Here is an 18,886-nt window from a genome sequence, read left to right as displayed (position 1 = left end):
CATTAATAAATAAAATTCCATCTACGATTTTGCATTTATCCACTTCCTAACAGCCCCCCAACTTGCATCTATCAAATAACGCTGCGGACCTTGGCGAAAATATCGCCAACTGACACCCTGTGCTTTTAGGCGCAACCCCTCTTTTTACGGCGCCGGGATTGTCCACCATAGGGCCGGCCACTGCATCATAGTCATGTGAAAGCGCACCTTTACGTCCTCGAGTGACGAAGTCCACCCATTCTGCGTCTGCGGAATCAAAGATCTTTATATCCAGTTCAGCCAATTCCGCATTCGGAATAACAAACTTAGTTATTCTTGGATGCTTACGACGAACCAACCAATCCTCCGCTTGCTTTCTATCTGTAGTTACATAGAATCCACCCCTGCCCGCGGGGTTGAAGTCAAGATCTGGGCGCCCTGCAGACGGATCGATCGGCCCCTTGATATCCCCCGCATGATAAAAAGTCGTAGTCTTTTCACGCGCTGACAACCCCAGCGGGTCAATATATTCCAGCGCATTGGGTGCATACGCGTAGGCATTAATCCCGCCTTCCAGCCCAATCGGGTCCTTGCTGACAAACCGCCCGCTTACCGGATCATAGTACCGGTGCCGGTTGTAATGGAGCCCGGTTTCCTCGTCGTAATACTGGCCCTGGAAGCGCAGTGGGTTGGCAATGCCTGCCTTGCGCGCCGCTTCGGAGATGACCTCGCGCGCGGCGCCCCATGCCTGGTACTGCGCACTCCAGGCAATTTCGCCGGCTTCATCGGTCAGCTCCTGCGGTGTGCCGAGGTGATCGCATTGGTACCAGGCGATGGCGTCGAACGGCTGCGGGGCGATGTCCTCGGTCCAGAGCGGATCGTCATCGATATCGTAGTCGCCCGCGTAGTCGGGCTGGCGATGCAGGGCGATGGCGGCATGGCGCACCGCCTGCGCCAGCGGTACGAATGTGCCGGGCTCGTAGAGATAGTGCGTGCTGCGTCCAGGCTGGCTCTCCCACGCCAGTTGGTCGCCATCCCAACCGAAAAGCGTCACGCCGTGGGCGGATGACGACTTGACCAGCCTGCGCCCGAGCGCGTCGTAGATGTATTGCACCGACTGGTCCGCAGTGCGGTAACCGACCAGCCGGTGGAAGGCATCCCACGTAAAGGACCCGGTCACGCCATGGATCCGGCGCTCCGTGAGGTTGCCGCACTCGTCCCATTGATAGTGGGTGCCCGCGTACTGCCGGAGCAGGTTGTCCACCAGCCTGGGGTGACCGGTCAGGCGGCTGTCGGTGGCCCGTCGTCCATGTTCGGGCGTGGACGCATACCAGCGCGTATCGGGATCGTCGAGCAGGTTGCCGGCCGGGTCGAAGGCGAAAGTTTCGCTGCCCAGTGCGCTGTGCGCAGCGAGCAGCCGGCCCACGGGGTCATAGCGATATCGCAGCGCGCCGCGCCGCATGTCATGGATGCCCGATAGCTGTCCCACCGCATCGTACTGATACTGGCGGTGCAGCAAACGATGGCCCGCCCGCGCGCCATCGACGTGAGACAGCGTCTGTTCCATCAGCCGCCCCGCCGGATCGTACGCCTGCGCGTGGGAGAGCCGATTGCCCTGTGTGCGAAGCACCTCCCGGTGCAAGTCGTCGCGCTCAAGATGGACCAGTTCGCGGTCATCAAGCATCACGCCGTGCACGTGGCCCGCGCCGTAGGTCAGTACGGCCACGCGGTGCCCGTCCGGGCGGATCGTGGCGATGCGCTGGTGCAGCGCGTCGAACTCGTGCCGCCAGACCGCCACCAGCGGCTGCTCCAGGCACCGGTAGTGCTGATGTTCTCGCACCACATTGCCCGCGGCGTCGTGGAACCATTGCAGGCGGCTGTCCGCGTTCTCGGCCAGAATCATGCGGCCGTTGCCATCGTAGGCGAAGGTCTCGGCCTCGCTGCGCCCGACCTGGCCTTGTCGATCCAGCCGGCCGGCCTCGCGGCGAATCAGGCGACCAGAGGCATCGAACGCGTACGTGGTTTGCAGTTGCCCGGCATCGACGCTCCTTGTCAGCCTGCCCGTAGCCGGGTCATGGTAGTGGCGCGTCGTCTTGCCGTCGAAGCCGGTTTCCTCAAGCAGGCGCCCCACCGGGTCGTAGTGGAACTCGGTCCTGGCGTCGTTCTCGTTGACGAGCGTAGTGAGCCGCCCGAGCTTGTCCCACTGGTAGCCGAGCGTACGGCCCGCGGCATCGGTGCGCCCTGCTATCAGGCCGGCCTCGCCGTAGTGCCAAGTCGTGCGCCGGCGCAGCGCATCGGTATGCGCCAGCAAACGACCTTCCGCGTCGCGCTCGAAGGTTTCCGCGCGCCCATCGGGATGGCTGACGCTGGCCAGTTGGCCACCCTCGTACTGGTATTGGGTGGCCTCGCCTGCCGCATTGGCGAATTTCACCAGTTCGCCGCGTGCGCCGTACTGCCAGGTGCTGGTCTTGGCCGAGCAATCGGTGTAGCTGGCGAGCTGCCCCGAGGCGGTGTAGGCCAATTGCTTCCTCCCGCCCCGGGCGTCGAGGATCTCCACCAGCAGGCCTGCCTGGTTGTAGGCGTATTCGGTCTTGTGTCCGAGCGGATCCGTCTCCTCGATCAGGTTGCCCCGGTCGTCATGACGGCGCTGCCACAGCCCACCCTCGGCGTCCCGGATCCCAATGAGCTGATCGGCGTCGTCCCAGGCGTAGTGCACCGCGCTGCCGTCCGGGCGCAGGTGCTCGAGCAGGTTGCCGCGTCCGTCGTAGGCGAACCGGTCCACGGCGCCGTCCCCATGCACATGCGTGACGACATGCTTGGCCTCGTCGCGGAAGAACCATTCGGATAGTCCGTCGGGATACCGGATCCGATAGGTGTAGCCGAGGATGTCGTAGTAGTGGCGGGTTTCATGGCCGAGCGCGTCGGTTACGCAGGTCACGCGGATGTCGGGGTCCCACGCCAGGCGGGTGTCGAAGCTGCCGTCGTCGGCCCATTCGCGTACGGCCCGTGCATCCGGGCCATCGCCGTGCCACTGCAGGTTCGTGCCGCGTCCGGTGCGGTCCGTGTAGCGCGTGAGCAGGTGATGCCGGTAGGTGTAGTCCCAATGGGCGGCGTTCTCGTCCTGCGCCATCACGAGATCGCCCGCGTCGTCGTAGGTATAGCGCGAGAGCTGCCGCACGAGCTGGCCGTCGACGATCTGCCACAGTTCGGCAATGCGCCCGGCCGCGTCGGGGCGGATGCCGATATGCGCCAGCGTCGCCGCTCCCTGATAGGCGATCACGTCCGACAACACAGTGTCGCCATGAACGCGATGGTCATAGTGCAGCGCCACGCCCGCGCCGCTGCGCAGCTCGATGCCGGTCAGACGGAAGCGCTGCCCGTGAAGGCGATAGGTCTCCTGACCCTCGAAGCCCCGAGCGAGCGTCAGCGTGTTCTCCGACACCCGCACAAGCGTGATGTTCTCGATCGGATCGTGGTGGAACTTGCCAATCTCGGGGAGCGGATAGGCATGGCTGCGGCCATCGGCCGCGTGATACACCACGCCTTTGGACGCCCGATCGAAGCGGGTGGTGTACGGGGTGATCCAACGCGCGCCGCATTGGTTCGATACACCGGTGTCGTAGGCGGCGAGGCTTGAGCGGTAGGTACGCGTCCAGGCAAGCGGCAGCTGCCCCGGCAGGATGAAATCGGTGTGCGACAGCGTCTCGTCGCCGGTGGCGAAGCTGATGCTGCGCCGGCTGCCGGACGGCGCCGGGCAGTTCCGGCAGCCCGGGCTGCCCCGTGCTGGCGCCTGACGGCCGATGGCGCCCAGCTCGCCATCCTGCGCGCGTTGCCGCGCCTCGCTGGTGTGTTTCGGGTGAACATTGGCGCTCTGGCCGGCGCGCCGCTTCTGGCGCCAGCGCGCCACCGCCTGGGCAAGTATCGCCAGCAGCCAGCCGAGGCTGTGCGCGGCCCGCGGATCAGCCAACTTCGCCAGTTGCGCCCGCAGCGTCGGGCCCATCTCGCGCAAGGCGCCCGCGCTGGCCGCCACCTGCTGCCGCATCTTCTCGGGCATCGCGAGCCGCACCGCCTTGTTGGCCCCCGCCTTGCCCGCCGCCTTGTGGGCATCCCACACCGCGCCAAAGACATTACTGATGGCCGCCCGGGGATCGTTAAGCCACTGCCCGGCTGCAACACCGGCTCGCGTGCGGGCCGACCGCGCACTGCCGGCGGCATCCAGCTGGCCCAGCGCGACGGCTTCCATTCCGCCGGCCATCTCGCCCAGCAGCCTCTCGCCCAACGCGCCGGCATCGTCGAGGATGGCGCCCAGCTTCGTCTGCGCCTGCTGCACAAAGTCGTCGAGCTCGCCGATGATGGTGGCGTTCAAATGTCCGACCAGCACCTCGATCAGCCCATCGCCAAGTGTGGCTGTGGCAGCCTGGCGCAGTTCCTGACGAACCAGTGCGAGCGTGGGCCGCAGGCTCATGCGTGCCGCTGCCATGCCCGGTGGCAACGGCAGCACGCCGATCAGGTTGATCCCGAGGCTGGCCCAGTCGAGCACATCGCGCGAGCGGCTGCGCATCAGCACGAAGATGTCGTTGAGTGCATCGACCAGTGCCATGATGTTGCCCAGCACGGGCAAGCCACCGGCCACGGTCTGGATGCGCGCCAGCGTCACCAGCCCGCCACTGGCCTGCCGCAGCCACGCATCGACCTGCGCGGCACCCCGGCCCACATCTTCCACGTCGATGGTATTGAGCGGGGCCACTGCTGTCTCGGGCGGGCGCGGAGCGGGTGAAGGTCTCGGTTCTGGCATGGCTCGGGGTATTGGCGATGGATGGGCTTCGGCGGGAATCAGGAAACAAACCCCGGCGTGGCGATCGAAGGCCGCGTGGGATGCGATACGGCCTTGGCCAGTGTCGGTACCGGCATCGACGTCGGCACTGCCTGGCCCAGCAGTGACTGGGCGCCGGACAGGCCGAATTCCGCCAAACCATCGGGAATAGTCTTGACCGCCGCGGCGAGCTGTCGCGCGCTCTGCAGCGTCTGGCCAAGCTCGCTGGCCCGGCTCGCGGCAGCGCGCACCTGTTCCGCGACAAGCCCGGCGGCGCTCTGGGCCACCGCACTGTCTTCCTCCGTTCGCGCCACGCGCGGTGGCCATTCCGGCTGGCCGACATGACTGGCCTCGACCCAGGTATCGGCGGGGTCCTTGCCGAAGCTCACCGTGGCGGGGCCCGGTGCGAGCCCACTGACCGCCGCGAAGCCCTGAGCGTTCAGCCGGCCGGCCACGGCCTTGCCCAAGGCATCCTCCACGCGGAACTCCCCGCCGATGCCGGTGTGGTTGGCGTAGCGGTTGAACAGTTCGAGATTGCCTTGCCCGGGCTTGCGCGCCGGCGGGAACGCCACGGCGCCGCGCTGCGCGGTGATCAGGGCATAGCTGGCGGTGCGAATGACATACGCGGCGCCCGTGCGATGCGTGATGCCGCCCGCGCCATAGGTGGTGCTGCTGCCGCCACCGCTGATGACGAGCTCCTGCCGGGCCGACAGCGTGATCCGGTCGGCGGTGGCTGTGATCCCGAGCCGGGCCAGCAGGTTGATGCTGTCGCGCAGCGCACGCAGGTCGATGTCGCCGCCGGCCGCCACCAGCCGCCACCCCATGCTCTGGATGAAGATCCGCATTCCCCGGCTCGCGCTGGCCAGCAGCCGCTTGCCCACGGCAAGGCTGGTATGCCCACCGCTGGTAAGCGCCAGATGCTCGCCCGAAGCGAGATGCGTCGAGCGCGCCGTGGTGGCCTCGATGCCGGCCGGGCTGGCCAGCACAAGGTGCGGCGCGGACAGTTCCGGAAAGCTGCCGGCATCCGCATTGGCAGTTCCTGTGCCGTGGATGTCCTCGTTCTGCTGCTGGATGGCGCGGGCCACTTCGGCGTGGTCGGCCTGGTCGGCCGCGTCCTGCGCCGCGTGCTGCTGCGCCAGTTCGGCCAGCGTTTCCTGCTGCGCGCGCGCCACGGCCAGCCGCTCCACGGTCTCGCCCATGTCCTTGTGATGCGCCCGGGCGTTGGCACGTCGCTCGGTGGTCAGCAGCATGCCGTGGGCGCGCACGACGCCCTGCCCGTCTGTGCGCAGCTCGAAACCCTCGCCCCGTTTGTCCTTGCGCCCGGCGCCGTGCAGCACGCGCGTCAGAAAGCCGAGGCCCAGCCACGAGGTCTGATGGCCGCTCTGCAGCTGGGTCTGGATTTCTCCCTGGGTATCGTCCTGGACAAAGGCGTTGGCCCGCTCGCCATGCAACTCCTTGCTGACAAAGCCGGATAGCGCGTGCTGCGCCGGCAGCGGCCACTGCGGCATATTGAGACGGTTCGGTACACGGCCGGTGACGATGGGACAATCGGGATCGCCATTCAGGTGCTCGACCACCACCTCCTGGCCGATGCGCGGCACGTGCACCGCCCCGAAGCGATTGCCCTGCCACGCCGAAGACACCCGCACCCAACATGAGCTGTTGGCGTTGCGCTGGCCGATCCGGTCCCAATGCATCTGGATACGGATGCGCCCGTACGCGTCGGTCCACGTCTCCTCGCCCTCCGGCCCGACCACCGTGGCGGTCTGCGGGCCGCTCGTGCGCGGCTTGGGCTGGGTCCGCTCGGGCCGGAACAGCACGTTCGTCGGCTGCGCCGTGAAGGCGACCTCGCAACGCCACTGCTGGCCCATGCCCGACACTTCGGGGACATCCTCGATCTCCAGATCGGTGCCGAGGATCAGGTACTCGCGATTGGCCTTGTCCTGGACAAAATGGCTCAGCTTGAACGTGCATCCGGGCACCATCGCGCGCACGTGGCCGCGTCCGCTCGCCCGACTGCCGTGCTGGCGGAGTGCCTCCATCCGCAACTGGGCGAGATGGCCGCCTTCGCGCCACGGGTCGTTGTCGGTGGCAGGCTGGCCATGGTCGCCCGGATATTCATAGATCTCTGCCTCGGCATGCGCGGTATCGAGCGGCGCCGCCGAGCGCACCGCCAGATCCGCGCCTGGCTTGACGAAATCGTAGTCGGAACTGGCCCATTGGCCGGACACGAGGCGGTCGTGCAGCACGAACGCGTGCAGGCACTCCTCGTCGATGCGGTCCGCGCTGCGCTGCCAGCGAATGGTGTGGTAGGCGGGGCTGGTGTATGGCGCGAAGGCACTGTTGGCATCGGTCAGCACCAGCCGGTGCTTGCCATCGCTGTGCGCGATGTGCCAGGAAATGCCCCACTCCTGGGTCAGGCGCTGGAAGAAATCGAAGTCGCTCTCGCCGTACTGGACCTGGTATTCACGGCTGGGGTAGCGGCCCACGTCGAGGCGCCATTCGATGGGGAAGGTGTAGGCGGAGAGCAGCGCTTCGAGGATCCCGACCACGGTCTGTTGCTGAAAGACGCGGAAGTTCGTGGTCAGCGTGGCCAGCCAGAGCCACGGGCGCAGCGTCAGGCAGTAGGCGATCTGCCGGCCTTGCGGGATCGGGCCACGCACGTCGGTAATCAGCCCCGTGATCTCCCGCGTGCCCACGCCGGTGCGGCCAACTGGCCCGGTGCCGCTGCCATCGAGTTCGATGGCCACCGTCAGTTCCTGGCCGCGCAGGGCCTGCGTGTCGAGGTTCGCCGCCGGACCGGACGGCGCATACCGGGCGTCGGGCGTCTTCAGCTGCACTTCGTATTCGAACAACTCGCACAGCCGCTCCGTCCCGGACAGCCGCGAGAACACCAGCGCCGGTGCACCCATCAACGTGGGCAGACCGGCGCAACGGACAGAGACGGTACGGGACGGCGACGGCGAGGGGTTGCGCATATCGGAGCATGTCGACACAGGATGAAGGCAAGGCGACGGCTGCATCGGCTGCTGCGCGGCGCAGCCAGCACAATGCGGCGAAGGCTCGCATCATCGAATATGACAAGTTCGAAAGTGCGCTTAGATAAACTTCAATGAGATCTGCATGACTTCAGATGGCGGCCAGGAACCCCCAGCGCCAGGGAAGCGGCGGCCCATGTTGCGGATCGTGCGCCGGGCTCTATACACTACAAGCGTCCCGGCCCCCCCTGAAGGTGATCGCCCCCATGCTTGAGGCCCTGCGAAATACAACAAGCGCGCTGTTCGACCCCGATCGCCGATTCCGCCAGGCCCGCATCTTCCACGCCACGCGCGTGGCGCTGGCCCTGCTGGTGTCCATCGCGCTGACCACCGGCATCAACGTGCCGCATGGCGAATGGGCGTCGATCACGGTGCTCGTGGTCATTGGCGGGCTCCAGCATCACGGCAATATCCGCCGCCGCGCCGCCGAGCGCGGGGTGGGCACGCTGATCGGCGCCTTCGTCGGCCTCTTCCTGATCCTCCAGGAAAGCTACTTCCGCATTCCGCTGCTGACCTACCTGCTGATCGCCGTGGCGTGCGGGTATGCGGCCTACCATGCGGTCGGCAAGGGGGGATATATCGCGCTGCTGGCTGGCATTACGGTGGTCATCACGGCCGGCCACGGTGACCAGAACGTCTATGACGCGCTCTGGCGCACGGTTGATGTGATGATCGGCACGGCCATCGCGCTGGTGTTCTCGTTCGCGCTGCCGGCCTATGCGTCATATTCGTGGCGTTTCAAGCTGGCCGGGCTGCTGCGCGCCTGTGCGGCCGTGCACGCCAAGATCGAACGGGGTTTTGCGGATGAGAGCGAGCGGCAGCAGGCCATGATGAAGCTGGGCCCGCCGCTGGTGCAGCTGCGCAGCCTGATCCCCTCGGTAGCGAAGGAAACCGGCACGCTGCCGGCGGATCTGGAGGAGGTCCAGCACTGCGCGCGGGTGTGCATCAGCGCGCTGGAGATGTTGGCGACGATTCCGCCCGAGAGCATCGATGCCTGCGGGGACGAGCACTGCATCCGCGACCTGCTGCTGGAAATTTCCAGCGCGCTGGAAGCCGGCGACGAGTCCATGGTTCGCCAGAACATCACCCTGCCGGCGCCGCACCCGGACGATCCGTCCATCGGCCATAGCTCGTTCGCGTTCCTGACGCTGCAGCTGTCGGCCGAACTGGGCCATCTGCGCGACCATCTGTCCCAGATGGCGGCGCAGCATCACTTTCCCTACGCTACGCGCTGAATCGGGCTACTTCCGGTCTGTCAGCGCGATGCGCATGGCCAGCGCGCCAAGTACGGTTCCCATCACATAGCGCTGCGCACGCAACCACCGCTCGCTACGCGACAGGAATGCGGTAATCCCGGACGCCCCCATCACCAGCAGCAAATTCACCGCGCCGCTGACGCCGATCTGCACCGCGCCGAGTTGCAGGCTCTGCCACAGCACCGAGCCCTGCTCGGGATGCAGGAACTGCGGGAAGAACGACAGGTAGAACATCGCCACCTTGGGATTCAGCAGATTGGTGACAAAGCCCATGCTGAACAACTTGCGCGGTGGATCGTCGGGCAGCGCCCGGGCCTGGAACGGCGCGGCGCCGCCGGGGCGCACCGCCTGCCAGGCCAGCCAGAGCAGGTAGGCCGCGCCGGCCAGCCGGATGGCATCGAAGGCGAAGGGCACCGCCATCAGCAGCGCGGTCAGCCCCAGCGCGGCGGCCATCAGGTGGACCACAAACCCGAGCAGCACGCCGGCCAGCGAGACCAGCCCCGCCGCTCGGCCCTGGCACAGCGCGCGGGACACGCAATAGATCATGTTCGGCCCCGGCGTCAGCACCAGAACAAGGGCCGCCAGGGCGAAAAAGGCCAGGTCGTGCCAGTCGAGCATGTCGGATTTCCTTCAAAAAGGGCGACTTCGGGGGATCGGGCCATTATAGGGACGGGGGCCAGCGTCGATTGGATACAGATCGGCATGACTTTCGGGCCGATCTGTACAGCACCGTGTACAGCCCCGGGCACCGTGTCGGACAAACTCGCCTTGCCGGGGCACCGCCGATGGGCCACATTGGTCTGTGACGCCTCCTTGCCTCCCATGCCCATCCTCGACACCCGCATCCGGCACGTCCTCCAGCACCCCGGGCGTTTCATCCTGACCACGCTCCGGGAATTCCGCGCCAACCAGGGCCTGCTGCTGGCCGGGGCGGTGGCGTACTACGCGCTGCTGTCGATCGTGCCCTTGCTGATCCTGATGCTGATTGGCCTGTCGCACGTGATCGACCCGGCCCGGCTGCTCGATACGCTGGCGCGCTATCTGGAATGGCTACTGCCCGGGCAGTCGCGCGCACTGGTGGCCGAACTGGCGCGCTTCATGGACCACCGCGCCCTCGGCTGGGTGCTGCTGGTGACGATGATCTTCTTCAGTTCGCTGGCCTTCACCGTGCTGGAGAACGCCATGTCGGTCATCTTCATCCATCGCGTGGCCATCCGGCGGCGGCATTTCCTCGTCTCGGCCATCCTGCCCTATTGCTACATCCTCGTGCTGAGCGTGGGACTGCTGGTGGTGACGCTGGTGGCGGGCGGGCTCCAGACCATCGGCGAACGGCACTTGGAGGTGCTCGGCCATGAATGGTCGCTGGACCGCCTGTCCGGCACCCTGCTCTACCTGCTCGGGCTGGCCGGCGAGATCCTGCTGCTGACCTCGATCTACCTCGTTATGCCGGTGGGCCGGCTGTCCGTGCGCCATGCGCTGGTGGGGGCGGTCTTCGCCTGCGTGCTCTGGGAGGTGTCCCGCCACGTGCTGGTCTGGTATTTCGCCACGCTGTCGCAGGTGGGGCGGGTGTACGGCTCCCTGACCACGGCCATCGTGGTGCTGCTGAGCCTGGAGATTGCCGCCACGCTGCTGCTGTTCGGCGCCCAGGTCATTGCCGCCGTGGAGCGCTCCGGCGTGGACCCTGCGCCGCAAGGGTTCCACACCTAGCCGTCAGTCGGCAATTTGAAGGAAGATGGCCGACAATTGACGGACTTGCAGGCTTGATGCGCGACAGAGACGACTTCGACATCTGAATGCCTTTGCATACATCCGCGCAAAAACCGCAATGGTTCGCCCCTCCCGACACCAAAAATAAGGCAAAATTCGGGTCTTGCCCCCGGCTGTGACCCACCCGGGGCATTTTCCAACCTGATTCTTGATGCGAGATAAGCAATGAGTACCCAGCAGCCAACCATCATCTACACCCTGACCGACGAAGCTCCGCTGCTGGCGACCAGTGCCTTCCTGCCCATCATCCGCACGTTCGCAGCCCCGGCTGGCGTGAACGTCGAGACCAGCGACATCTCGGTGGCTGGCCGCATCCTGGGCGAATTCCCCGAATTCCTGACCGAAGAGCAGCGCGTGCCGGACAACCTGGCCGAACTGGGCCGCCTGACGCTGCTGCCGGACACCAACATCATCAAGCTGCCGAACATCAGCGCCTCGCTGTTCCAGCTCGTCAGCGCGATCAAGGAACTCCAGTCGAAGGGCTACAAGATCCCCGACTACCCGGAAGATCCGAAGAACGACGAAGAAAAGGCCATCCAGAAGCGCTACTCCAAGTGCCTGGGCAGCGCCGTGAACCCCGTGCTGCGCGAAGGCAACTCCGACCGCCGCGCACCGGCCGCCGTGAAGAACTTCGCCCGCAAGCACCCGCACAGCATGGGCGACTGGAGCATGGCTTCGCGCACCCACGTGGCGCACATGAAGCATGGCGACTTCTACCACGGTGAAAAGTCGATCACGCTGGACCGCGCACGTGACGTGCGCATGGAACTGGTCACCAAGAGCGGCAAGACCATCGTCCTGAAGTCGAAGGTGGCCCTGCTGGACGGCGAAGTCATCGACAGCATGTTCATGAGCAAGAAGGCCCTGCTGGCCTTCTACGAAGAACAGATGGAAGACGCGCGCAAGACCGGCGTCATGCTGAGCCTGCACGTGAAGGCGACCATGATGAAGGTGTCGCACCCGATCGTGTTCGGCCACGCCGTGAAGGTCTTCTACAAGGACGCCTTCGCCAAGCACCAGAAGCTGTTCGACGAACTGGGCGTGAACGTGAACAACGGCCTGGTGGACCTGTACACCAAGATCGAGGCCCTGCCGGAGTCGAAGCGCGAGGAAGTCATCCGCGACATGCACGCCTGCCACGAACATCGCCCGGAACTGGCGATGGTGGATTCGGCCAAGGGCATCTCGAACCTGCACGCACCGAACGACGTGATCGTCGATGCCTCGATGCCGGCCATGATCCGTATCGGCGGCAAGATGTGGGGCGCCGACGGGCGCACCAAGGACACCAAGTGCCTGATCCCGGAATCGACCTTCGCCCGGATCTACCAGGAAATCATCAACTTCTGCAAGACCAACGGCGCCTTTGACCCGGTGACGATGGGCACGGTGCCGAACGTCGGCCTGATGGCGCAGAAGGCCGAAGAGTACGGCTCGCACGACAAGACGTTCGAGATTGCCGAAGACGGCGAGGCCCGCATCGTCGACAACGCCACCAATGAAGTGCTGACGGCGCTGACGCAGAAGGTCGAGCAGGGCGACATCTGGCGCATGTGCCAGGTCAAGGACGCCCCGATCCGCGACTGGGTGAAGCTGGCCGTGACCCGCGCCCGCAACTCGGGCACGCCGGCCGTGTTCTGGCTGGACCCGTACCGTCCGCACGAGGCCGAGCTGATCAAGAAGGTGGAAACCTACCTGAAGGACTACGACACCAACGGCCTGGACATCCAGATCATGTCGCAGGTGCGCGCCATGCGCTACACGCTGGAACGCGTGATCCGCGGCCTGGACACCATCTCGGTGACCGGCAACATCCTGCGCGACTACCTGACCGACCTGTTCCCGATCATGGAACTGGGCACCAGCGCCAAGATGCTGTCGATCGTGCCGCTGATGGCCGGTGGCGGCCTGTACGAGACCGGCGCCGGCGGTTCGGCTCCGAAGCACGTGGCCCAGCTGGTGGAAGAGAACCACCTGCGCTGGGATTCGCTGGGCGAGTTCCTGGCCCTGGCCGTGTCGCTGGAAGAGCTGGGCATCAAGTCCGGCAACGCCCGCGCCAAGGTGCTGGCCAAGACGCTGGACGCCGCCACGGGCAAGCTGCTCGACAACAACAAGAGCCCGTCGCCGAAGACCGGCCAGCTCGACAACCGCGGCAGCCAGTTCTACCTGGCCATGTACTGGGCCCAGGAACTGGCCGCGCAGAAGGACGACGCCGAACTGGCCAAGACCTTCGCACCGCTGGCCAAGACGCTGACCGACAACGAGAAGACCATTGTCGGCGAGCTGTCGGACGTGCAGGGCAAGGCAGCCGACATCGGCGGCTACTACAAGCCTGACTTCGACAAGCTGGACGCGGTGATGCGCCCGAGCAAGACGCTCAACGCGGCCCTGGAGGCCGTGAAGGGCTGATGACTGCTCCCTCCGCCCCGGCACCCGGGGCGGAATCGCCGGAACGGCCGGACCCGCGCAATGCGTGGTGCCGGCCGTTTTTGCATTGACCACCAGGCAAGCCACATCGTGCAGGAATCCCCGCATGCCCTCGCCGCCGCCGGCCTAGACAGCGCCGCCTTCCACGCGCTGGCGGACGCGATCGACCAGGCGTTCTGCGTCATCGAGGTGATCTTCGACGGCGACCGGGCGATCGACTACCGCTTCGTCACCGTCAACCACGTGTTCGAGGCCCAGACCGGGCTGCATCAGGCGCAGGGCCGCAATATGCGCGACCTCGCACCCGGGCACGAGGCCCACTGGTTCGAGATCTATGGCGAGGTGGCGCTGCGCGGCCATCCGCGTCGCTTCGTCGAGCAGGCGCGCGCGCTGGACCGCTGGTTCGAGGTCTACGCCTTCCGCGTGGGCGATGGGGTGCGCCCGCTGGTCGGCGTCCTGTTCCGCGACATCACCGCCCGGCGCGAGGCCGAGGCGGCGCTGCGCAAGACCGAAACCCAGGCACAACTGGCCGTGGCCATCGCCCGGCTCGGCACCTTCCGGCAGGACACGGAAACCGGGCTGGTCTATATGGATGCGCGCATGCGCGAGCTGCGCGGCGGCGGCGAGGCCGAAGTCATGCCGCTGGCCGAGACCCTCCAGCGCGTGCACCCCGATGACCGGCCCCGGCTGCTGCAGGCCGTGGAAACCGCCATCGCCACGGCCGACGAGAGTGGTGGCGGCGGCTTCGAGGTGGACTACCGCATCCTCTGGCCCGATGGCAGCGAGCACTGGCACGCGGCCAATGGACAGGTCGAGTTCGAGGGCGAGGGTCGCCGGCGGCATCAAGCCAATGTGCTGGGTACGGCGCTCGACATCACGGTGCGCAAGCAGGCCGAAGCCATCCTGCGCGAGGCCGACGCCCGCAAGGACGAATTCCTCGCCACGCTGGCCCACGAGCTACGCAACCCGCTGGCCACCATCCACAATGCGCTCCAGCTCCAGGCCGCCGCTGCCACCCGGATGGACGCGCCGCGCCTCCAGGCCATGCTCGACCGGCAGGTGGAGCACATGATGCGGCTGATCGACGAGCTGATGGAGGTCTCGCGCATCACGCGCGGCGTGATCGAGCTGAAGGTTGAGCCGCTCGACTTCGCCGACGTGCTGCGCAATGCCGTGGAGGCCGCCCGCCCCGCCGCCATCCAGGCGGGCCACGTGCTGACGCTCCAGCCGGCCGACACCCCGCTGCCGGTGCTCGGCGACGCGGTGCGGCTGGCGCAGATCCTCGGCAACCTGCTGGCGAACGCGGTGCGCTACACCGACCCTGGTGGACGCATCGACGTGCACGCGTGGCGCGACGCCGCCGGCATCCACGCCGCCGTGGCCGACACCGGCATCGGCATCCCGCCCGGGCATCTGGGGCGGCTGTTCGCGCTGTTCGGCCAGTTCGACAAGAACGCGCCGCGCTCGCAGGGCGGGCTCGGCATCGGGCTCGCCACGACGCGCAAGCTGGCGCAGATGCATGGCGGCGACGTCCAGGCCGCCAGCCCCGGGCTGGGGCTCGGCAGCACCTTCACCGTCTCGCTGCCGGCCAGCGATGGCCCCGCCGCGGCTGACGACGCGAAAAGCCGGCCCGGCTCGCTGCCCAACCCGGTGCGCGTGCTGGTGGTGGACGACAACCGCGATGCCGCCGACAGCGTGGCGATGCTGCTGGACATGTACGGCGCGACCGCCACGGTGGCCTACGATGGCGCGAGCGCGCTGGAGGCCCTCGCCCAATGGTGGCCGGACGTGGTGCTGCTGGACCTCGGCATGCCGTCGATGGATGGCTACGAGGTGGCCACGCGCATCCGCCAGACCTGGCGCGACCGCCCGGTGATGCTGGTCGCGCTGACCGGCTGGGGCCAGGCCGCCGACCGCGACCGCACCCGCGCGCATGGTTTCGACGCCCACCTCGTGAAGCCGGTGGGGCTGGAGGCCTTGCTGGCGCTCCTCGCCAATTGCGGCGGCGCTGCATCGCCCCCTAAATAGGCACTATTCGTCATACGTCACGGCCATGGTCTATGGTGATAAGCCCAAGACCCAGCGGAGCGAGTGCCATGGCATACATCGACGGATTCGTGCTGGCCGTGAAGACGGCCAATCGGGAAACCTACCGGCAGGTGGCGCAGAAGGCGTCCACCGTGTTCAAGGAGCACGGCGCGCTGAAGGTGGTGGAGTGCTGGGGCGACGACGTGCCGGAAGGCAAGGTCACCTCGTTCACCATGGCCGTTCAGCGCAAGGACGACGAGGCGGTGGTGTTCTCGTGGATCCTGTGGCCGTCGCGCGAGGCGCGCGACAAGGGCATGGCCGCCGCGATGGCCGACGAGCGGCTCAAGGAAGGCATGGATCCGATGCCGTTCGACGGCCAGCGCATGATCTTCGGCGGCTTCGAGGTCATCGTGGACGCCTAGCGGACGCCCGGCAGCAAGGTGCGCTCCACGGCCTCCGTGAGCGCCTGCAGCACCCGGCTGTCCTCGTCCGCCTTGCGCGACACGAGCGAGATCTGCAGCGTCGGCGCGTCGGCCCCCAGCCGCACGCGCCGCACCGGGTAGCGGTCGCAGACCGTCGGGTCCATCAACTGCACCACGGAAACGCCCAGCCCCGCGCTGACCATGGCGACGATGGCGATGACGCTGTCGAACTCCATCGCACTGCGTTTCTCCGGCATCACCCCGTGCACGTACCGCGCCGCCATGGCGCCGGTGACGGTGGCGCGGTCGTAGCGGATCCAGTCGTAGCGGGCAAGCAGCTCGGCCGCGCTGGCCTCCCCGGCGTCCGGCGGGGCGATCAGCACCATCTCCCGCGTGCCGACCGGATGCCAGCGCAGGCTCGCCAGGCGGCCGGTTTCGGGCCGGGCCACCACCGCCGCATCGAGTTGCCCCGCCTTGACCAGATCCAGCAGCCCGGCGCTGCGGCCGCGCACCGGCCGCACGCGCAGCTTCGGGTAGTGATCGCGCAGGTAGCGCAGCGTGCCCGGCAGCAGCACCGGCTGGATCGATTCGATCACCCCGAGCCGCACCGAACCCTCCACGGCCACGGACACCCGGCGCCGCAGCGCATGGAGGTAGCGCAGCCCGCCCTCCATGGCGGCGGCCACCTCGCGGGCCACGGCGGTGGGCCGTACCTGCAGGCCGGATCGATCGAACAGCGGCTGGCCGACATACTGCTCCAGTTGCTTCATCTGCATGCTGACCGCGCTCGGCGTGAGGTGCATCGTGGCGGCAGCCGCCGCGAACGAGCCCTCCTCGATCACGGCAGCGAGGGTGGCGAAGGTCTCCAGCTTCATCAGTTTTCCTTATCAGCGACGTCAAGGAACGTCACTTTTTCTTAGCTGTTCTGAAGCTTAGACTGGCTGCACGACGTCATGCAAGGCGCCCCCCAGCGCCCGCGCCCAGACGTCCCTTCCATAAGACTCCGAGACACCGCCCCATGACCGCCTATCGTCCCACCGCGTGGCTGGCCGCCGATGCCGACCGCGACACCTCCTGGATCCAGCGCCTCTCCGCTGCCGAAGTGGCCAGCTTCGACACCGCCCTCACCCACGCCATCGCGCTGGACAAGCCGCTGCTGGAGATGACCGCCGATGACTTCCCGCTCGACGCCGCCGCCCGCGACGCGCTGGCCCGCGCCATCGACACCACGCAGGGCCGCTGGGGCATGTGCCTGCTGAAGGGCTTTCCCGTGCACCGCTGGACCGAGGACGAGACCCGCCTCGCCTACTGGGGCATGGGCCTGCACATGGGCGTGGCGCGCACGCAGAACCGCGCCAGCGACTTCATGAACGATGTGCGCGACGTGGGCGCCGCGTACAAGGGCAAGAACGGCCGCGGCTACAACACCAACGCCGGCCTCGACTTCCACACCGATTCCTGCGACGTGGTCGGCCTGCTGTGCCGCCGCGCGGCCCGCAGCGGCGGCGCAAGCAAGGTAGTCAGCTCGATCGCCCTGCGCGACGCCATGCTGCGCCGCCGCCCGGACCTCGAAGCCGTGCTCCACGCCCCGTTCCACTACAGCTACCAGGGCGCGCAGGATCCCGCCCAGCCGCCGCACTATGTCTGCACCATCCTCGGCAACCATCCTTGGGCCTTCGCCATGCGCACCAACCGCAAGAACGTGGTGGCCGCCCAGCGCGACTTCGACGATGTGCCGCGCCTGACGGCGGCCCAGGAAGCGGCCCTCGACGAACTGGACGCGCTACTGACCGACCCGAGCCTGTGCTTCTCGATGCAGCTCGAACAGGGCGACCTGCAACTGCTGAACAACTATGTCACCGTGCATTCGCGCACGAATTTCGAGGACTACGAGGAGTTCGACCGCAAGCGCCACCTGCTGCGGCTCTGGCTGGCCGTACCGGGCGCCCAGCCGCTACCGGACGAGTGGGCCGACTACTTCACCGACGTCCGCGCGGGTGCGGTGCGGGGTGGCCTGCGCGGCAGCGCGCGCAGTGCCGAGTTCGACGCCTACGAGCGCCGCCAGGCCGCCGCACTGGGCATGCCGCTGATGCCGTGGGCGCCAGCCGCCCAGCCCGCCACGGCCTAGGCGCCAGCATCGCCCCACAAAAAATACAAAGATAAATACGGAGACAACCATGGAACGACGCGATTTCCTCGCGCTGCTGTCGGCGGCGCTGATCCTGCCCCCGGGTCTGGCGCGGGCGGCGCCGGCCGTCACGAAAGTCCTCGTCGGCGCCACGCCGGGCGGCGGCACCGACATCGTCGCGCGCTCCCTGTCGGCCGAGCTGGAGCAGCGGCTCAAGCATCCCTTCATCGTCGAAAACCGGGGCGGCGCGGCCGGCAATATCGCCGCCATCGCCGTGGCCAAGGCGGACCCCGATGGCGGCACGCTGCTGCTGAGCTACACCAGCCACGCGATCAATCCGGCGCTGTTCGAGAAAAAGCCATTCGACGCCATCAAGGACTTCACGCCGATCTCGCTGATCGCCAGTTCGCCGCTGATCCTGGTGTCGCGCCCGGACCTTGGCGTCAGCAACCTGCGCGAACTGGTGGCGCTGGCGAAGTCGAAGCCGGGCAAGCTGAGCATCGCCGTGGCCGGCGTGGGCAGCGCCAACCATCTGGCGGGGGAGATGCTCAAGCACGAGGCCGGCATCGACATCGTCAGCGTGCCGTACAAGGGCGCCGGCCCGGCTGTGGCCGATGTGGTGGGCAGCCAGGCCGACCTGCTGCTAGGCAACGTGGCCACAGTGCAGCCGCTGCTTGTGGCCGGCAAGCTCAAGGGGCTCGGCGTGAGCAGCCCGCAGCGGCTGGCGGCGTTCCCGAACCTCGCCCCGATTGCCGATCTCGTGCCGGGCTTCGACTACAGCTCGTGGTACGGCCTGCTCGGCCCGGCCGGCATGCCGCCGGACATGGTGCGGGAACTGGAGACGGCAGCCCGCGCGGCCGTGGCGGCGCCGGCCATGCGCAAGCGCTTGCAGGGGGAAGGTCTGGTACCAGTGGGGAATAGCGCCGCCCAGTTCGCGCAGTTCCTGCAGGCGGAAATCGCGCGATGGGCGAAGGTGGTGGCCGTCACGCACACACGCGTGGCGTGAGGCGGCAGATGTAAAGCCCGGG

11 protein-coding genes are annotated in these 18,886 nt (G+C 67.1%); 7 read left to right on the top strand and 4 right to left on the bottom strand.

The window, feature by feature from the left end; translation table 11 throughout:
• Nucleotides 1-46: 46 nt before the first annotated feature.
• Entirely contained in the window at nucleotides 47-4,726 is a 4,680-nt protein-coding gene (locus AC1DFU_RS00550; protein WP_441592642.1) for an RHS repeat-associated core domain-containing protein, read from the bottom strand.
• Nucleotides 4,727-4,812: 86 nt separating this feature from the next.
• Nucleotides 4,813-7,770, bottom strand: a complete 2,958-nt coding sequence (locus AC1DFU_RS00545; RefSeq protein WP_441592643.1) for a type VI secretion system Vgr family protein — start codon at nucleotides 7,768-7,770, stop codon at nucleotides 4,813-4,815.
• Nucleotides 7,771-8,036: 266 nt separating this feature from the next.
• Between AC1DFU_RS00545 and AC1DFU_RS00540 the strand changes: the two genes are divergently transcribed.
• Nucleotides 8,037-9,065, top strand: coding sequence for an FUSC family protein (locus tag AC1DFU_RS00540; protein WP_092295854.1), 1,029 nt, complete (start codon nucleotides 8,037-8,039; stop codon nucleotides 9,063-9,065).
• A 6-nt stretch (nucleotides 9,066-9,071) separates the two neighbouring features.
• Here the strand turns inward: AC1DFU_RS00540 and AC1DFU_RS00535 are convergent, their stop codons facing one another.
• The gene (locus AC1DFU_RS00535) at nucleotides 9,072-9,704 is read right to left on the bottom strand and encodes a LysE family translocator (RefSeq protein ID WP_092295857.1); all 633 of its coding nucleotides are present in this window, start codon (nucleotides 9,702-9,704) and stop codon (nucleotides 9,072-9,074) included.
• 204 nt (nucleotides 9,705-9,908) lie between these two features.
• On the opposite strand from AC1DFU_RS00535, the gene AC1DFU_RS00530 reads away from it, so the two are divergent.
• The 4 genes from AC1DFU_RS00530 to AC1DFU_RS00515 all read left to right on the top strand — a co-directional run bounded on the left by AC1DFU_RS00530 (nucleotide 9,909) and on the right by AC1DFU_RS00515 (nucleotide 15,730).
• Nucleotides 9,909-10,793: a YihY/virulence factor BrkB family protein gene (locus AC1DFU_RS00530; protein WP_441592644.1), complete on the top strand. Its 885-nt coding sequence runs from the start codon at nucleotides 9,909-9,911 to the stop codon at nucleotides 10,791-10,793.
• A 225-nt stretch (nucleotides 10,794-11,018) separates the two neighbouring features.
• A complete protein-coding gene (locus AC1DFU_RS00525) occupies nucleotides 11,019-13,262 on the top strand; it encodes an NADP-dependent isocitrate dehydrogenase (protein WP_092295863.1) in 2,244 nt (747 codons plus the stop codon).
• Between the two features lie 108 nt (nucleotides 13,263-13,370).
• On the top strand, nucleotides 13,371-15,308 hold the full coding sequence (locus AC1DFU_RS00520) for a hybrid sensor histidine kinase/response regulator (RefSeq protein WP_177219944.1): 1,938 nt from the start codon (nucleotides 13,371-13,373) through the stop codon (nucleotides 15,306-15,308).
• Between the two features lie 68 nt (nucleotides 15,309-15,376).
• The gene (locus tag AC1DFU_RS00515) at nucleotides 15,377-15,730 is read left to right on the top strand and encodes a DUF1428 domain-containing protein (protein WP_092295869.1); all 354 of its coding nucleotides are present in this window, start codon (nucleotides 15,377-15,379) and stop codon (nucleotides 15,728-15,730) included.
• On the opposite strand, the gene AC1DFU_RS00510 is transcribed toward AC1DFU_RS00515, so the two are convergent.
• Nucleotides 15,727-16,605, bottom strand: a complete 879-nt coding sequence (locus tag AC1DFU_RS00510; RefSeq protein ID WP_092295872.1) for a LysR family transcriptional regulator — start codon at nucleotides 16,603-16,605, stop codon at nucleotides 15,727-15,729. The two genes, AC1DFU_RS00515 and AC1DFU_RS00510, sit on opposite strands and share 4 nt — an antisense overlap.
• A 143-nt stretch (nucleotides 16,606-16,748) precedes the next feature.
• Here AC1DFU_RS00510 and AC1DFU_RS00505 point away from each other — a divergent pair, with 143 nt between their 5' ends.
• Together AC1DFU_RS00505 and AC1DFU_RS00500 are read left to right on the top strand one after the other, a co-directional pair.
• Nucleotides 16,749-17,858, top strand: coding sequence for a TauD/TfdA family dioxygenase (locus AC1DFU_RS00505; protein ID WP_441592645.1), 1,110 nt, complete (start codon nucleotides 16,749-16,751; stop codon nucleotides 17,856-17,858).
• Nucleotides 17,859-17,907: 49 nt separating this feature from the next.
• Nucleotides 17,908-18,864, top strand: coding sequence for a tripartite tricarboxylate transporter substrate-binding protein (locus tag AC1DFU_RS00500; protein ID WP_092295877.1), 957 nt, complete (start codon nucleotides 17,908-17,910; stop codon nucleotides 18,862-18,864).
• Nucleotides 18,865-18,886 lie beyond the last annotated feature (22 nt).

The organism is Cupriavidus sp. 10L45, from assembly GCF_056395225.1.
The sequence above is the reverse complement of the archived record's forward strand: the minus strand, read 5'-3'. Positions and strand labels throughout refer to the sequence as shown.

Coding starts and splice junctions, on each gene's coding strand:
- AC1DFU_RS00545 (WP_441592643.1), bottom strand. CDS start 7,770: ATGCGCAACCCCTCGCCGTCGCCGTCCCGTACCGTCTCTGTCCGTTGC.
- AC1DFU_RS00535 (WP_092295857.1), bottom strand. CDS start 9,704: ATGCTCGACTGGCACGACCTGGCCTTTTTCGCCCTGGCGGCCCTTGTT.
- AC1DFU_RS00515 (WP_092295869.1), top strand. CDS start 15,377: ATGGCATACATCGACGGATTCGTGCTGGCCGTGAAGACGGCCAATCGG.
- AC1DFU_RS00525 (WP_092295863.1), top strand. CDS start 11,019: ATGAGTACCCAGCAGCCAACCATCATCTACACCCTGACCGACGAAGCT.
- AC1DFU_RS00540 (WP_092295854.1), top strand. CDS start 8,037: ATGCTTGAGGCCCTGCGAAATACAACAAGCGCGCTGTTCGACCCCGAT.
- AC1DFU_RS00530 (WP_441592644.1), top strand. CDS start 9,909: ATGCCCATCCTCGACACCCGCATCCGGCACGTCCTCCAGCACCCCGGG.
- AC1DFU_RS00505 (WP_441592645.1), top strand. CDS start 16,749: ATGACCGCCTATCGTCCCACCGCGTGGCTGGCCGCCGATGCCGACCGC.
- AC1DFU_RS00510 (WP_092295872.1), bottom strand. CDS start 16,605: ATGAAGCTGGAGACCTTCGCCACCCTCGCTGCCGTGATCGAGGAGGGC.
- AC1DFU_RS00500 (WP_092295877.1), top strand. CDS start 17,908: ATGGAACGACGCGATTTCCTCGCGCTGCTGTCGGCGGCGCTGATCCTG.